Below are 15,669 nucleotides of genomic sequence, written 5' to 3'. Positions count from 1 at the left end.
TGCCAGGCAGCCTTGATCTGTCACATGACTGAGTGGTTCAGTCGGTCCACCCCTTTGAAGGAAACCCTTTTATGCGTCTGAGTGCCAGCGCTATTGCGATTGTTGTCGGACTGCTGGTCAACCATGGGGCTCAAGCCCAAGCCTCTGAACTGCCGCAACGCTGGGTCAGTGCCGGCGGTGCGTTATCGGAGTGGGTGACGGCTCTGGGCGGCGAATCGAAGTTGGTGGGGGTCGATACCACCAGCCAGCATCCTGAATCCCTCAAGGCGCTGCCGAGCATCGGTTACCAGCGTCAGTTATCGGCCGAGGGCATTCTTAGTCTGCGTCCGCAAATCCTGGTCGGTACTGAAGAAATGGGCCCGCCACCGGTGCTGGCGCAGATTCGCAGTGCTGGCGTGCAGGTGGAGATGTTTTCGGCTCAGCCCGACCTGCCGACGCTTGAGGGCAATTTGCAGCATTTGGGCAAGCTGCTGGGTAGCGATGCCAAGGCGTCAGAGTTGTTTGGCGTCTATAAAAAGCAGCTTGAGCAGCAAAAAGGCTGGGTGGCTCACGCTCAGGCCACACAAAAAGCGCCAGGCGTCCTGTTGGTGTTGGGGCATGCTGGTGGCAAACCGTTGATTGCAGGTAAAGACACGGCCGCCGACTGGGTGCTGCAACAAGCGGGTGGTCGTAACCTGGCCACCCACAGTGGCTACAAACCGTTTTCCGTCGAGTCCTTGGCGGGCATGAGTCCCGAGGTGCTGGTGTTCTCGGATCGTGCCCTGAGTGGTGACGCAGCGCGCGCGGCGCTGTTCAAGGAAAACCCGATTCTCGCGGCCACGCCGGCAGCCAAGGCTGGTCGGGTCTTTGAGCTGGACCCTACTTTACTGGTGGGGGGGCTGGGCCCACGTCTGCCAAAAAGCTTGGTGCAACTGTCCGCCGGTTTCTACCCGTCTCAGGTTAAAACCGCCCCATGACCACTCTGGTTAAACCGCGGACGCTGTTCATTGGCTTGAGCCTGCTGTGTGTCCTGGCGATCTGGCTGTCATTAGCCCTGGGGCCTGTCAGCTTGCCGTTGCTCGATACGTTGCGGGCGGCATTGCGCTTGCTTGGCGTGCCGATTGAGGCGCAGGGCCTGGAGCAGGCGGAGTTGATTCTTGGCCAGATCCGCTTGCCGCGCACCTTGCTGGGGCTGGCGGTTGGCGGCGTGCTGGCGCTGTCGGGCGTTGCCATGCAGGGGCTGTTTCGCAACCCGTTGGCTGATCCTGGCTTGGTGGGGGTTTCCAGTGGCGCGGCGCTGGGGGCCGCGGTTGCAATTGTCGGCGGTTCGATCTTTGGTGGTTTGCCCGATGCCCTGGGGCCGTACTTGCTGTCGCTGTGCGCGTTTCTCGGCGGCCTGGGGGTGACTGCACTGGTCTATCGCCTGGGACGGCGCAATGGCCAGACCAACGTTGCAACGATGTTGCTGGCCGGTATCGCGCTGACGGCGCTGGCCGGCTCGGCAGTCGGCCTGTTTACCTACCTGGCAGATGACGCCACGCTGCGCACCCTCACTTTCTGGAACCTGGGTAGCCTTAACGGTGCCAGCTATTCGCGGTTGTGGCCGTTGTTGTTGGTCAGTGCGGGTGTGGCGCTGTGGCTGCCCCGCCGGGCCAAGGCGCTGAATGCTCTGTTGCTGGGCGAATCGGAAGCCAATCACCTGGGAGTTGATGTCGAGGGCCTTAAGCGTGAATTGGTGTTTTGCACGGCGCTTGGGGTAGGTGCTGCGGTGGCGGCGGCGGGGATGATCGGCTTTGTCGGCCTGGTGGTGCCGCATCTGGTGCGCCTGCTGGCGGGTCCGGATCATCGCGTGTTGCTGCCTGCGTCGGTGCTGGCGGGCGCGAGCCTGCTGTTGTTCGCTGATCTGGTGGCTCGCCTGGCCCTGGCGCCGGCGGAGTTACCCATCGGTATTGTTACCGCCTTTATCGGCGCCCCGTTTTTTCTTTATCTGTTGTTGCGAGGACGCGCCTGATGCTGCGAGTGGACAACCTGCAGATCCGTCGCGGCAGGAAAACCGTGCTGGCCGACGTGACCCTGGATCTGAGGCCGGGGGAAGTACTCGGCGTGCTAGGTCCCAATGGCGCGGGCAAAAGCACCTTGCTTGGGGCGCTGTGTGGCGAGTTGCAGCCCGATAAGGGTCAGGTATGGCTGGATCAGCTCGAATTGAAGGAGTGGAGCGGGGCGCAGCGGGCTCAGCGTCTGGCGGTATTGCCCCAGACGTCTACTTTGGACTTTGCTTTTCGTGTCGAGGAAGTCGTCGGCATGGGCCGTCTACCTCATCAAACCGGTCGGGTGCGTGACGATGAAATTATTAGCGCCGCCTTGCATGCTGCTGATATCGGCCACTTGAGTGGTCGCAGTTATCTGGCCCTGTCCGGCGGTGAGCGTCAGCGTGTTCACCTGGCGCGGGTGCTCGCGCAACTGTGGCCTGGCGAGGCAGGGCAGACCTTGTTACTGGATGAGCCGACGTCGATGCTCGATCCGTTGCACCAGCACACTACCTTGCAAGCGATTCGCACTTTCGCTGACCGCGGCGCGGCGGTGCTGGTGATCCTGCACGATCTGAACCTGGCTGCCCGCTACTGTGACCGCATATTGCTGCTGGAAGAGGGGCGTCCGCATGCCCTCGATTCTCCGGCGCAGGTCTTGCGTCCAGAGCCTCTGAAAGCGGTGTTTGGTCTTGATGTATTGGTGCAGCCGCATCCCGAGCGCGGGCATCCGTTGATCATTGCCCGCTGAAGCGGCAGTGCGGTTCAGGATGATTTTTTCTAGGCAAAAAAAGACCCGGCAAGAGCCGGGTCAAATAACCGTGATTAGCCTGATGAGGAGATAATCTGAGAGTCCGAACCAATGGTCTTTCAGTTATCGGCTGATCTCGCGACCAGTTGCGATAATCATAACGATTCTCATTTGAGAGTCAATATTTGTTTTTGCTGTCCTTTCCATTTTTCTCAAATACTTGTTTGGAATCCCCGGAAACATTAGGTCAGTTGGTCGTCTCAGTTTTTGTGCCGTGTCAAAAGAGCTTCCAGTTGACGATTCAAGGCTTCTTTGCGCTCTGCCGGAATATCGTTCCAGTGCACATCCATCAGCGCCCCTTCGATGGCATACAGCAGCACTTTGGACGCCCGGAAGCCTCGGGTTCGTACCGCCCGGTAAGCGTCTACCGCCCCCAGGCGACGCAGGTCCGAAGCACTGTGGATGCCCACCGCATGCAGCCACTGCGCCGACGTTTTGCCAAGGTTTTTCAGGTGTTGCAGCTCATCATTCATCAAGCCTCCTTGCGATGGCCGAATGGTGCGGTGGGTATCGTGACCAGGCAGCCTGAAAGGAGTGTAGCGCTCAGTAGGAAAAACGTAGTTCTTTGCTCGGAAACGACGCAAAAGCTTCTAAGGCTGACGCTGGAAATTTGACGGCAGGCAGACGAAGAGAGCCCGGCCCGCGTTGCGCGTAACTGAGCGGCGATGTAACTGCATTACTTGATGCGGTAGCGCAGGCGAGTGCCGAAATTGACTGACATGAGTATCTCGTCAGCAGTCAGTTCCGGTGGGAAGTAAGTGCCCGAGATCTGCGCATGGGCGAGGCTCGCGCCCTCCAGTGAGCAACCGCGCAAGTCCAGGCCGCGCAAATCGGCGGAGCGGAAATAGGCGTCGGTAAAATCGACACCCTCGGCGTTCAGGTGGCGTAGGTCCAGCCCACGAAAGTCGCCGCCGCGCATGTCGACGGTGCCGTCCTTCGGGCGTTCCTGGTTGAAGCCATGGATATCATCTTTATGCAGCAGTGCGTAAAGCGGGGAATCAAGAAGCTTCGGCTGGCTCACAACGGCGTCTCCTGTTGGATTTATGACGCCATTATAGTGCCACTGTTGCTCGGTCGTTAGCCGATGAGGCTGCACGACCAAGAAATTTTTCTTACAGTCCCGGCAGACGCTGACGAATATGCGCCACCAGCGCGTCCAGTGTCCCGCTTTCATTGGTCTCGACCCGCTTGCTCAGCAGCACTTCCTCGGCGCTGAGCGGGTCACGGGAGGCCTGCTGCTCTTCGATGATGGTCAACGTGGCATCGGACGGGTCGTTCTTGTCTGCCTGGCGCTTTGCCAGCCAATTGGCGATAACGGCTTGCGGTGCGTTGCAGTCGAGGATCAGGAACGGCGCACCGGTGGCCTCGGCGACTTTGGCGGCAGCATCACGCTGATCACGCTTGAGGTAGGTGGCATCCAGCACCACCGGAAAACCGGCGCGCAGCACTGTGTCGGCGATGGTGTTGAGTTGCGCGTAGGTGGCGGCGCTGGCGTCTGCTGCGTAAATTCCGGCTTGTGGTGTGTTTTCGACCTTTTGCTCGCCAAACAGGCGCTTGCGCTCTACGTCCGAGCGCAGGCGAACGGCACCCAGCGCTTCCACCAGGCGCATCGCTACATGGCTTTTGCCGGTGGCCGATACGCCGTGGGTAATCGCCAGGAAACGCGATGGGATGGTGCTGTAGCTTTCTGCCAGGTTCGCGTAGTTGCGGTACTGGCGCAGTGTGGTCGCACGCTGCACCGGGTCGGCTTCGGCCGGCATGCTGAACAGGGCAATCTTGGCTCGGACCAGGGCGCGGTAGGCTTTATAGAAGTTCAGCAGTTCCAGGCCTTGATAGTCGCCGGTCAATTCCAGGTATTGGCTGATAAATCGCCGGGCCAGGGATTTTAGACCACGGTCTTCGAGATCCATGGCCAGGAAGCCAGTGTCGGCATAAACGTCTGTGAAGCGAAACGGCTCATTGAATTCGATGCAATCGAAGATCACCACATGACCGTCAATCATGGTCACGTTGCCCAGGTGAATATCACCGTGGCATTCACGAATGAAGCCATCGAGCTTGCGTTGTTCGAACAGCGGCTTGAGGCGCTCGAAGCTGCTTTCGGCCCAGGCTTGAAGGGCTTCGAGTTGCAGCAGGTCGGCCTTGTCGCTCAGGAACGGGCGGATTTGTTCGAAGTTCTGCCGCACAGGCGCCATTACGTCTTGCGGTGTGCCGGCCGAATGAGCCTGTGGAACCTTGGGTGCATTCAGATGGAAGTGCGCGATTTGCTCGGCCATCTCGTCGATGTGCGCGGTGGTCAATTCGCCGTTGGCTTGCAGGGTGCTGAGCAACTGGCTTTGCGGGAACTGGCGCATCTTCAGAACATATTCGATGACCGGGCCTTCACCGTTGAGTTGTGGTGCCTCAATGCTGCCGGTGATTGGCAAAACTTCAAGATACAAATCTTTCGTCAGGCGCTGGTTGAGGCGCAGTTCTTCGTTGCAGAAGTGGCCGCGAGCGTCCAACTGGGTGAAGTCGAGAAAGCCGAAATTCACCGGTTTTTTCATTTTATAGGCGTAGGGGCCGGTGAGCAGGACCCAGGAAATATGGGTTTCGATGACTTGAAACTCGTCTACCGGATGTGGAAACAGGGCCGGGTTTTGCAGGGCAGCAATCAGGGACTGGCTCACGGGCGATCCTTCAGAGTCTGGAAAAATTAATGGGGGGCATTATGGCTGCTCAAGCCGGTCGTGCAAACCGCTGCCCGGCTCATGTTGATCATCAATAAAGTGCGTATAATCCGCCGCCATGACTCGTACCCGATCTCCCCGTTCCCGTAAAAAACCTCCTTCCAGCGGCCTGCGCCCCTGGCTGGGCTGGGCCATCAAGCTCGGCCTGGTCGGTCTTGTAGTGATTGCAGGCTTCGCGGTCTACCTTGATGCAGTGGTTCAGGAGAAGTTCTCTGGCAAGCGCTGGACCATTCCCGCGAAGGTCTACGCGCGCCCGCTGGAATTGTTCACCGGCCAGAAGCTTAGCAAGGACGATTTCCTCACCGAACTCGATGCCCTGGGCTATCGGCGCGAAAGCGTGGCCAATGGTCCTGGTGCGGCGGCGGTCAGCGGCAATACCGTGGACTTGAACACCCGTGGCTTCCAATTCTATGAAGGCCTTGAAAAGGCGCAGCCGGTTCGTGTGCGTTTCTCGGGCGACTACGTCGCGCAGCTTTCGGCCCTCAGTGGCGCAAAGCTGCCGGTGGTGCGCCTGGAGCCGTTGCTGATTGGTGGGATTTACCCGAAAAACCTTGAAGATCGCATCCTCATCAAGATTGACCAGGTGCCTCCTTATCTGCTGGAAACCCTGGTCGCCGTGGAAGACCGGGACTTTTACAGTCACTGGGGTGTTTCGCCCAAGTCGATTGCCCGTGCCATATGGGTCAATACCTCGGGCGGCAAGATGACCCAGGGCGGCAGCACCCTGACGCAACAATTGGTCAAGAACTTCTACCTGACCAGCGAGCGCAGCCTGAGCCGTAAGCTCACTGAAGCCATGATGGCGATGCTGCTTGAGTTGCATTACGACAAGCGCGAGATTCTGGAGGCGTACCTCAATGAAGTGTTTGTCGGACAGGATGGGCAGCGTGCCGTGCATGGCTTCGGTCTGGCCAGCCAGTTCTTCTTTGGTCAACCGTTGTCCGAGCTGAAGTTGCATCAAGTTGCTTTGCTGGTGGGCATGGTCAAGGGACCATCCTATTACAACCCGCGCCGCAATCCTGAGCGGGCAATGGAACGGCGCAATCTGGTACTCGACGTGCTTGAGCAGCAAGGCGTCGCCACAGCCGAGCAGGTCGCTGCCGCAAAGAAAATGCCACTGGGTGTGACCACTCGCGGCAAGCTGGCGGACAGCTCGTTCCCAGGCTTCATCGATCTGGTCAAGCGCCAGTTGCGTGAAGACTATCGCGACGAAGACTTGACCGAAGAGGGCCTGCGGATCTTTACCAGTTTCGACCCCATCTTGCAGATGAAGGCCGAAGCGTCCGTCACCGACACCTTCAAGCGCCTGGCTGGGCGTAAAGGCTCCGATGAGGTGGAAGCGGCCATGGTGGTGACCAATCCGGAAACCGGTGAGGTCCAGGCCATGATCGGCAGTCGCCAGGCCAGTTTCGCGGGGTTCAACCGCGCGCTGGATGCTGTGCGACCGATTGGCTCTTTAATCAAGCCGGCGGTATACCTGACCGCGTTGGAAAAACCGAGCAAGTACACGCTGACCAGTTGGCTGTCCGACGAGGCTTTTTCGGTCAAGGGCGCCGATGGTCAAGTCTGGAAGCCGCAGAATTATGATCGGCGTTCCCACGGTACGGTGTTCCTGTATCAGGGCCTGGCGCACTCCTACAACTTGTCGACTGCGCGTCTTGGCCTTGAGCTTGGTGTGCCGAACGTCCTCAAGACGCTTGCACGTCTGGGTGTCAGCCGGGAGTTCCCGGCATTCCCTTCCATGTTGCTCGGTGCCGGTGGCCTGAGTCCGATGGAAGTGGCAACCATGTACCAGACCCTCGCCAACGGTGGTTTCAATACGCCAATGCGCGGGATTCGTAGCGTCTTGACCGCTGAAGGTGAACCGCTCAAACGCTATCCATTCCAGATTCAGCAGCGCTTTGATCCGGCTTCCATCTATCTGGTCCAGAACGCGATGCAGCGGGTAATGCGTGAAGGTACAGGGCGTTCGGTGTACAGCTCGCTGCCTGCCAACCTGACCCTGGCCGGCAAGACAGGTACCAGTAACGATTCCCGGGACAGCTGGTTCGCCGGTTTCAGCCAGGACTTGCTCGCCGTGGTCTGGCTGGGCCGCGATGACAATGGCAAGACCCCGTTCACTGGTGCCACCGGTGCATTGCAGGTCTGGACCAGTTTCATGCGCAAGGCTGACCCGTTACCACTGAACATGCCGCAGCCCGACAATATCGTCCAGGCCTGGATCGATCCCCATACCGGTCAAGGCTCCGATGCCAACTGTCCGGGTGCGGTACAGATGCCGTATATTCGCGGCAGCGAACCGCCAGCCGGCGCAGCGTGCGGTGGCGGTGTTCCCGCGGACGCTGATTCGGTCATGGATTGGGTCAAGGGCTGGATGAATTAAGCAAAGAGGATTTCAAGTGAACAAGTGGTGGATTCCAGCTATTACAGCTCTGGCTTTGCTCAATGGTTGCGCCAGTGTGCAGCGCGGTTCTATTCCGGTGGTGGATTCCGGTTCAGCTGTTTCAAACAATGATCGGATCTCGGCCAATGGCGGCTTCCGTCAAACCGTGACCACGCGCCCTACACAGGCGACAACTCAAGCGGTGCCTCAAGATTCTGGCGTGGTAGTGATGGTTCCAGGTGGCGGCGCGACTACATCGGCACCAATCAGTGCCGAGCCGTTTACACCAGGGCCGATCACTCCTGGGCCGGTTGATTCTGCACCGATTCAATCCGCGCCGATCAACCAGGGCACCTACAACATGCCGTCGACACCGAGCGGGATTCCGTCCGCCAATGCCGGTGGCTTGTCGGCCGACGAGCAATTGGACGGCCCGGTGCTGGCTTTGCTCACCACCGCGCAGCAACAGCAGGCCGGTGGTGACTTGAACGGCGCATCCTCCAGTCTTGAGCGCGCCCAGCGCGTGGCACCGCGCGAACCGCAAGTGCTGTATCGCTTGGCACAAGTGCGCATGGCCCAGGGCGATGCGCCGCAAGCCGAGCAGTTTGCACGCCGCGGCCTGACGTTGGCCAACGGTCGACCTGACCTGCAGGCAAGTCTATGGGGGTTGATTGCCCAGGCTCGTGAGAAGCAGGGTGACGCTGCCGGTGCCGCTCAGGCTCGGCAAAAGGCCAAGGTCAGTCTCTGATGGATGCACGTTTTCCAGCGATTGCCGAACAGTTGTTGATGATCGAGCGTGAGTTACGATTGCAGGACTGGTGGGACGAGGTGTCTCCGAGTGCGCAGGCCTTGAGCAGTGTTGAGCCCTTTTCGGTCGATACCCTGGATTTCCATCAGTGGCTGCAATGGATTTTCCTTGTAAGGATGAAGCAAATCCTTGAACAGGACCTGCCGCTGCCCAATGCTTCGGGAATTATGGAGATGGCCGAGATGGTCTATGCCGCTCGGCCGCGAGAAAGCCTTGGCCTGCGGGCTGCGCTGAAAAAGTTCGACCAATTGATCGTCGACGCTCGTTAATTGCCTGACTGCCGGGTTTTCCGGCAGCCTTGCGCATATTTCTACCGCTTGACGACATTCAGGCGAGTTTTATCCCTTCTCAAGCCCCTTTCTTCTGCGTTCTCATGCGCTTAGTTGGAAAAAAGCGCAATTATTGCTTGACTTGAAGGGGCTGAAACAGAAGAATCCAAAGTCCGCTGTAGAGGGACTGCCAAAAGCAGATCCACTCAGCAGATCATGAGGCGTATATCCGCGCCGACCTGTTACACCCGCAACGCGTTACCTCGCGCTGGGTGGGAAAGTCCCGCAACACTTGGGACGATCCCAATACTTGCTCAGTCAGTGCTGACGTAGTCGGCGACCACCGTCGCTCATGCTCTGCTGAGAAGTAAACCTATTAAGACCCGTCGGTTTTTAACAGACGGTATTCTGGCGTTTTAGAGGTGAACAACGTGGAGCTTTTATCTGGCGGTGAGATGCTCGTCCGCTTTTTGCGTGACGAAGGCGTCGACTATATCTACGGGTACCCAGGTGGTGCTCTGCTGCATGTCTACGACGCACTGTTCAAGGAACCGGCTGTCACCCACATCCTGGTTCGTCACGAACAGGCCGCAACCCATATGGCTGACGGTTATGCCCGTGCCACCGGTAAAGCCGGCGTGGTACTGGTGACGTCTGGCCCTGGCGCGACCAATGCCATCACCGGCATCGCGACTGCTTATATGGACTCCATTCCGATGGTGATCATTTCCGGCCAGGTGGCGAGCACCATGGTCGGTACCGATGCATTCCAGGAAACCGACATGATCGGTATCTCCCGGCCGATCGTGAAGCACAGCTTCATGATCAAGCATGCTTCGGAAATCCCGGAAGTCATGAAAAAGGCGTTCTACCTCGCTCAATCCGGTCGCCCGGGCCCCGTGGTGGTTGATATCCCGAAAGACATGACCAACCCGGCGGAAAAATTCGAATACATCTTCCCGAAAAAAGCCAAGCTGCGTTCCTACAGCCCAGCCGTTCGTGGGCACTCGGGGCAAATTCGCAAGGCGGCAGAAATGCTCCTGGCGGCCAAGCGTCCGGTGCTTTACGCGGGTGGAGGGGTGATCCTGGGAGGCGGTTCCGCACCGCTGACTGAACTGGCGAAGATGCTCAACCTGCCGGTGACCAATACGCTGATGGGCTTGGGCTCATACCCTGGTTCGGATCGGCAGTTCGTCGGCATGCTCGGCATGCACGGCAGCTACACCGCCAACCTGACCATGCACCATGCCGACGTGATCCTTGCGGTTGGTGCACGGTTCGATGACCGGGTAATCAATGGTGCGAGCAAGTTCTGCCCGAATGCCAAGATCATCCACATCGACATCGACCCGGCGTCTATCTCCAAGACCATCAAGGCTGATGTACCTATCGTTGGTCCTGTGGAAAGCGTGCTGACCGAAATGGTCGCGGCGCTCAAGGACATCGGCGAAACGCCGAACAAGGACTCCGTCGCCAGTTGGTGGAAACAGATCGACGAGTGGCGCGGTGACCGCGGCCTGTTCCCTTACGACAAGGGCGACGGCAGCATCATCAAGCCTCAAACCGTGATCGAAACCCTGTGCGAAGTGACCAAGGGCGATGCCTATGTCACCTCCGACGTAGGTCAGCACCAGATGTTCGCGGCGCAGTACTACAAATTCGACAAGCCTAACCGCTGGATCAACTCTGGTGGCTTGGGCACGATGGGCTTTGGTTTCCCTGCCGCCATGGGTGTGAAGCTGAGCTTCCCTGATGCCGACGTCGCTTGCGTCACTGGCGAGGGCAGCATCCAGATGAACATCCAGGAGCTGTCGACATGCCTGCAATATGGCCTGCCGGTGAAGATCATTTGCCTGAACAACGGCGTGCTGGGCATGGTTCGCCAGTGGCAGGACATGAGCTACGGCAGCCGTCACTCTCACTCCTACATGGAGTCTCTGCCTGACTTCGTCAAACTGGTTGAAGCCTATGGCCATGTTGGCATGCGCATCACCGATTTGAAGGATTTGAAGCCGAAGATGGAAGAGGCGTTCGCCCTGAAGGATCGCCTGGTGTTCATCGATATTCAGGTCGACACCAGTGAGCACGTCTACCCGATGCAGATCAAAGACGGCTCTATGCGCGACATGTGGCTGAACAAAACGGAGCGTACCTAATCATGCGGCATATTATCTCCCTGCTTCTGGAGAACGAACCGGGCGCTCTGTCTCGTGTGGTCGGCCTGTTTTCGCAACGCAACTACAACATCGAAAGCCTGACTGTGGCGCCGACCGAAGACCCAACCCTGTCGCGCCTGACATTGACTACTGTTGGCCATGATGAGGTGATCGAGCAGATCACCAAGAACCTCAACAAACTGATCGAAGTGGTCAAGCTGGTCGACTTGTCGGAAAGTGCCCACATCGAGCGCGAGCTGATGCTGGTTAAGGTTAAGGCTACGGGCGCTCAACGTGCCGAGATCAAGCGCACTACCGACATCTATCGCGGGCAGATCGTCGATGTGAGCGCCAGCGTTTATACCGTTCAATTGACCGGTACAAGCGACAAGCTGGACAGCTTCATCCAGTCGATCGGGACGGCCTCGATTCTGGAAACTGTACGCAGTGGCGTCACCGGGATCGCCCGTGGCGACAAAGTACTCAGCATCTAACCCAAATTAGCGAATGGCCTTAACGGCCTGGATATATAGAGGAACCTCATGAAAGTTTATTACGATAAAGATTGTGACCTGTCGATCATCCAGGGCAAAAAAGTCGCCATCATCGGCTACGGCTCCCAGGGTCACGCTCAAGCCTGCAACCTGAAAGACTCCGGCGTCGATGTGACTGTTGGTCTGCGCAAAGGCTCGGCCACTGTGGCCAAGGCCGAAGCTCACGGCCTGAAAGTTACCGATGTGGCTTCTGCTGTTGCTGCTGCCGACGTGGTCATGATCCTGACCCCGGATGAGTTCCAGTCCGCGCTGTACAAGACCGAAGTTGAGCCGAACATCAAGAAGGGCGCCACCCTGGCCTTCTCCCACGGCTTCGCGATCCACTACAACCAGGTTGTGCCACGCGCCGACCTCGACGTGATCATGATCGCGCCGAAAGCGCCGGGCCACACCGTGCGTACCGAGTTCGTCAAGGGCGGCGGTATTCCTGACCTGATCGCGATCTACCAGGACGCCTCGGGCAATGCCAAGAACGTTGCACTGTCTTACGCTGCTGGCGTCGGTGGCGGTCGTACCGGCATCATCGAAACCACCTTCAAGGACGAGACCGAAACCGACCTGTTCGGCGAACAAGCCGTTCTTTGCGGCGGTACCGTTGAGCTGGTTAAAGCCGGTTTCGAAACTTTGGTTGAAGCTGGTTACGCGCCAGAAATGGCCTACTTTGAATGCCTGCACGAACTGAAGCTGATCGTGGACCTCATGTACGAAGGCGGTATCGCCAACATGAACTACTCGATCTCCAACAACGCTGAATACGGCGAGTATGTGACTGGCCCGGAAGTGATCAACGCTGAATCCCGTCAGGCTATGCGCAACGCTCTGAAACGTATTCAGGACGGCGAATACGCCAAAATGTTCATCAGCGAAGGCGCAACCGGCTACCCTTCGATGACCGCCAAGCGCCGTAACAACGCCGCTCACGGTATCGAAATCATCGGCGAGCAACTGCGCTCCATGATGCCGTGGATCGGTGCCAACAAGATCGTCGACAAAGCCAAGAACTAAGTCGTAGGTATCAAGGAAAAACGCGGCCTAGGCCGCGTTTTTTCGTTTGGGGGGCAGGTTCTGGTATAAAGCTGCATCGTTTGCGGGCGAACACTCGCCGCAAGTTTCTGTCGAGATTTTTCAAACCGTTGCAAGGTAAAGTCCATGAGCGAACGTCCCGAAGAGCCAAACCAGGCTTCTGACGCCGAAAGCCTGCTACCGATCGATGAGCATGTCGAAGAAGGGCATGACGCTGAAGGCCGTAAAGTCCGGCACCGTGGTATCTATCTTCTGCCTAATCTGTTCACTACTGCGAACCTGTTCGCTGGCTTCTATTCCATTATCAATTCCATGAGTGCCCAGAGCGCTCTTGCGGCCGGTGATACGGTCAGTGCCAGCAAGTACTTTGGCTTTGCTGCGATAGCGATCTTCGTGGCCATGGTCCTCGATGGTCTGGATGGTCGTGTGGCGCGGATGACCAACACCCAGAGTGCATTCGGTGCCGAGTATGACTCGCTTTCCGACATGGTCGCCTTTGGTGTTGCGCCGGCGTTGCTGGCGTTTGCCTGGGCCCTGGGTGATATGGGTAAGGTTGGCTGGATGGTGGCGTTCATTTATGTTGCGGGCGCGGCGTTACGTCTGGCGCGTTTCAATACCCAGGTGGGCACGGCCGACAAGCGTTACTTCATCGGCCTGGCCAGTCCGGCTGCAGCAGGTGTGGTTGCCGGTATCGTCTGGGCGTTCAGTGACTATGGCATCCAGGGGTCGAAGATGTCGTTCCTGGTCGCTTTGATGGTGGCGGCTGCCGGTATGCTGATGGTCAGTAATATCAAGTACAACAGCTTCAAGGAGCTCGATCTCAAGGGGCGCGTGCCCTTCGTGGCGATCCTTGCGGTGGTGTTGGTATTCGCGGTGGTCTTCAGTGATCCGCCGCGGATTCTGTTGCTGGTGTTCCTTGCCTATGCTGCTTCCGGCCCGGTGCAGTATTTGCTTGATCTTCGTAGGCGTAAAACGTTGCCTTAATGTAATTTCCACCATACTCCGCAGTCTATTGGTGCATCAGTCCTCCAAAGCTGCGGAGTTGCCATGTTAATCAAGTTGCCCCAATCGTCCGATTGCCAAGAATCGGAAGTCACTCCCGAATCCCTCTATTTCTCTCGCCGCAGCTTGCTCGGTGGTGCGCTTGCTGGCATGGCTGCCAGTAGCCTGCCGCGCTGGGCCAGTGCTGATGACGCTGCCCGTTATGCGGGCGTCGAGCCAGGCAAGGCGCCAGGCTGGTTTGCCGACAAACTGCCAAGTACCAAGTGGCAGGCGGTTACCGTCAAGGACGAGACGATCACGCCGTTCAAGGACGCGACGCACTACAACAACTTCTATGAGTTCGGTACTGACAAGGGCGATCCGGCAACCAATGCGGGATACCTCAAGACCGAGCCGTGGAGTGTGGTGATCGATGGTGAAGTCGCAAAACCTGGGCGCTATGCTCTGGAAGACTTCATGAAGCCCTATCAGTTGGAGGAACGTATCTATCGTCTGCGCTGTGTTGAGGCGTGGTCGATGGTGATTCCATGGATTGGCTTTCCGATTTCGGCGTTGCTCAAGCAGGTCGAGCCTACTTCCAAGGCCAAGTACATCCGCTTTGAGACCCTGCAGGACCCCAAGAGTATGCCGGGGCAGCGCTCCAGTTTTGCCCTGATTGACTGGCCTTATGTAGAAGGGTTGCGTCTTGATGAGGCGATGAATCCTTTGGCGATCCTGGCGGTGGGTATGTACGGCCGTGAGTTGCCTAATCAAAATGGAGCACCCTTGCGTTTGGTGGTGCCATGGAAGTACGGCTTCAAGAGCGTCAAATCCATTGTGCGAATCAGCCTGGTCAGCGAGCAGCCGAAAACCACGTGGCAAAGCATCGCTGCAGATGAGTATGGTTTTTACGCGAACGTGAACCCTACCGTCGATCATCCGCGCTGGACCCAGGCGCGGGAGCGACGTCTGCCGAGCGGCCTGTTCAGTCCCAATGTGCGCGAGACGCAAATGTTCAATGGCTACGCCGATGAAGTAGCCTCTTTATATACGGGTCTCGATTTGCGGAAGAACTATTGATGCGATACCCGATCTGGCGCCTCGGCGTATTTATAGCTGTGGCCGTATGGCCGTTGCTCTGGTTGTATGAGGCTTGGAGCTTCGCCCTTGGGCCTGATCCAGGGAAAGTACTGGTGGACAGGCTGGGGCTTGGTACTTTGACCCTGTTGCTGATAACCCTGAGCATGACGCCACTGCACAAGCTCAGCGGTTGGGCGGGGTGGATCGGTGTGCGCCGGCAGTTAGGGTTGTGGTGCTTTGCCTATGTGGTTTTGCACCTGGCCGCCTACAGCGTCTTTATCCTGGGGCTTGACTGGTCACAGCTGGGCGTAGAGCTGCGCAAGCGGCCCTATATTATTGTGGGTGCCTTGGGCTTCCTTTGCCTTTTGGTGCTGACGGTAACGTCAAACCGCTATAGCCAGCGTCGGTTGGGTGCGCGCTGGAAGAAGCTGCATCGTATGGTTTACGTGATTCTCGGGCTTGGTCTGCTGCATATGTTGTGGATCGTTCGTGCTGACCTGAAGGAGTGGGCTATCTATGCATCTATAGGTGTACTGCTCCTGGTGCTGCGGGTACCGCCGGTAATGCGCCGGATTCCACGTCTTATAGCGAAAAAAGCACCTTCTGTAACAAAAGCGTAATTAACCCTTGACGGCAGATTCTGGAAGTCTATAATTCGCCCACTTCCGGCGCAGTCGAAACGGAAAACTCCTTGGTAAACAAAGAGTTATGTAGGTTTCGATAGCGAGTTGCTTCAGTTCACCGAAGCCCAGAAGGAGTTGATAAGGTCGTGTTGTTTGACCCTATTAACGTTTCGATCTTCTCGGTCGAAAGCGGAGAAAAAGAGGTGTTGACAGCAGCGAGTAACGCTGTAGAATTCGCCTCCCGCT

The 15,669-nt window shown here is 57.8% G+C and carries 15 protein-coding genes; 12 read left to right on the top strand and 3 right to left on the bottom strand.

Annotated elements, in window-relative coordinates; genetic code table 11:
- The first annotated feature begins 71 nt into the window (after positions 1-71).
- Genes FQ182_RS19520 through FQ182_RS19510 form a run of 3 tightly spaced genes read left to right on the top strand, consistent with a single transcriptional unit; the run spans position 72 to position 2,757 of the window.
- Entirely contained in the window at positions 72-956 is an 885-nt protein-coding gene (locus FQ182_RS19520) for a hemin ABC transporter substrate-binding protein (RefSeq protein WP_149413205.1), read from the top strand.
- A complete protein-coding gene (locus tag FQ182_RS19515) occupies positions 953-1,990 on the top strand; it encodes an iron ABC transporter permease (RefSeq protein WP_133103531.1) in 1,038 nt (345 codons plus the stop codon). Before FQ182_RS19520 ends, FQ182_RS19515 begins: the two co-directional genes overlap by 4 nt.
- Complete coding sequence (locus FQ182_RS19510; RefSeq protein WP_149413204.1) at positions 1,990-2,757, top strand: heme ABC transporter ATP-binding protein; 768 nt, start codon at positions 1,990-1,992, stop codon at positions 2,755-2,757. The genes FQ182_RS19515 and FQ182_RS19510 overlap by 1 nt, the downstream gene beginning before the upstream one ends.
- A 260-nt stretch (positions 2,758-3,017) precedes the next feature.
- On the opposite strand, the gene FQ182_RS19505 is transcribed toward FQ182_RS19510, so the two are convergent.
- The 3 genes from FQ182_RS19505 to FQ182_RS19495 form a co-directional block, all read right to left on the bottom strand.
- On the bottom strand, positions 3,018-3,290 hold the full coding sequence (locus tag FQ182_RS19505) for a TfoX/Sxy family protein (RefSeq protein WP_149413203.1): 273 nt from the start codon (positions 3,288-3,290) through the stop codon (positions 3,018-3,020).
- 203 nt (positions 3,291-3,493) lie between these two features.
- Positions 3,494-3,838: a pentapeptide repeat-containing protein gene (locus FQ182_RS19500; RefSeq protein ID WP_149413202.1), complete on the bottom strand. Its 345-nt coding sequence runs from the start codon at positions 3,836-3,838 to the stop codon at positions 3,494-3,496.
- Positions 3,839-3,929: 91 nt separating this feature from the next.
- On the bottom strand, positions 3,930-5,486 hold the full coding sequence (locus tag FQ182_RS19495; protein ID WP_149413201.1) for a bifunctional aminoglycoside phosphotransferase/ATP-binding protein: 1,557 nt from the start codon (positions 5,484-5,486) through the stop codon (positions 3,930-3,932).
- Between the two features lie 118 nt (positions 5,487-5,604).
- On the opposite strand from FQ182_RS19495, the gene mrcB reads away from it, so the two are divergent.
- From mrcB to msrQ, 9 genes are all read left to right on the top strand, one after another.
- Complete coding sequence (gene mrcB, locus FQ182_RS19490; protein WP_149413200.1) at positions 5,605-7,929, top strand: penicillin-binding protein 1B; 2,325 nt, start codon at positions 5,605-5,607, stop codon at positions 7,927-7,929.
- Positions 7,930-7,945: 16 nt separating this feature from the next.
- Positions 7,946-8,677 (top strand): M48 family metallopeptidase, encoded by a 732-nt coding sequence (locus tag FQ182_RS19485; protein WP_149413199.1) that lies wholly within the window; start codon positions 7,946-7,948, stop codon positions 8,675-8,677.
- The gene (locus tag FQ182_RS19480) at positions 8,677-9,006 is read left to right on the top strand and encodes a YqcC family protein (RefSeq protein WP_149413198.1); all 330 of its coding nucleotides are present in this window, start codon (positions 8,677-8,679) and stop codon (positions 9,004-9,006) included. Before FQ182_RS19485 ends, FQ182_RS19480 begins: the two co-directional genes overlap by 1 nt.
- 431 nt (positions 9,007-9,437) lie before the next feature.
- On the top strand, positions 9,438-11,162 hold the full coding sequence (locus FQ182_RS19475; protein ID WP_149413197.1) for an acetolactate synthase 3 large subunit: 1,725 nt from the start codon (positions 9,438-9,440) through the stop codon (positions 11,160-11,162).
- Between the two features lie 2 nt (positions 11,163-11,164).
- Complete coding sequence (ilvN, locus tag FQ182_RS19470; RefSeq protein ID WP_003176102.1) at positions 11,165-11,656, top strand: acetolactate synthase small subunit; 492 nt, start codon at positions 11,165-11,167, stop codon at positions 11,654-11,656.
- A gap of 48 nt (positions 11,657-11,704) precedes the next feature.
- A complete protein-coding gene (gene ilvC, locus FQ182_RS19465; protein ID WP_133103540.1) occupies positions 11,705-12,721 on the top strand; it encodes a ketol-acid reductoisomerase in 1,017 nt (338 codons plus the stop codon).
- A gap of 144 nt (positions 12,722-12,865) precedes the next feature.
- Positions 12,866-13,723, top strand: coding sequence for a CDP-diacylglycerol--serine O-phosphatidyltransferase (gene pssA / locus FQ182_RS19460; protein ID WP_149413196.1), 858 nt, complete (start codon positions 12,866-12,868; stop codon positions 13,721-13,723).
- A gap of 63 nt (positions 13,724-13,786) precedes the next feature.
- Positions 13,787-14,800 (top strand): protein-methionine-sulfoxide reductase catalytic subunit MsrP, encoded by a 1,014-nt coding sequence (gene msrP / locus FQ182_RS19455; protein WP_149413195.1) that lies wholly within the window; start codon positions 13,787-13,789, stop codon positions 14,798-14,800.
- Entirely contained in the window at positions 14,800-15,420 is a 621-nt protein-coding gene (msrQ, locus tag FQ182_RS19450) for a protein-methionine-sulfoxide reductase heme-binding subunit MsrQ (RefSeq protein ID WP_149413194.1), read from the top strand. Before msrP ends, msrQ begins: the two co-directional genes overlap by 1 nt.
- The last annotated feature ends 249 nt before the right edge of the window (positions 15,421-15,669 follow it).

Origin of the sequence: Pseudomonas sp. ANT_H4 (genome assembly GCF_008369295.1) — a bacterium.
In the GTDB taxonomy this organism is placed as follows: Bacteria; Pseudomonadota; Gammaproteobacteria; order Pseudomonadales; family Pseudomonadaceae; genus Aquipseudomonas.
Note: the sequence above shows the minus strand (reverse complement) of the source record. Positions and strands in the feature narration are given on the sequence as shown.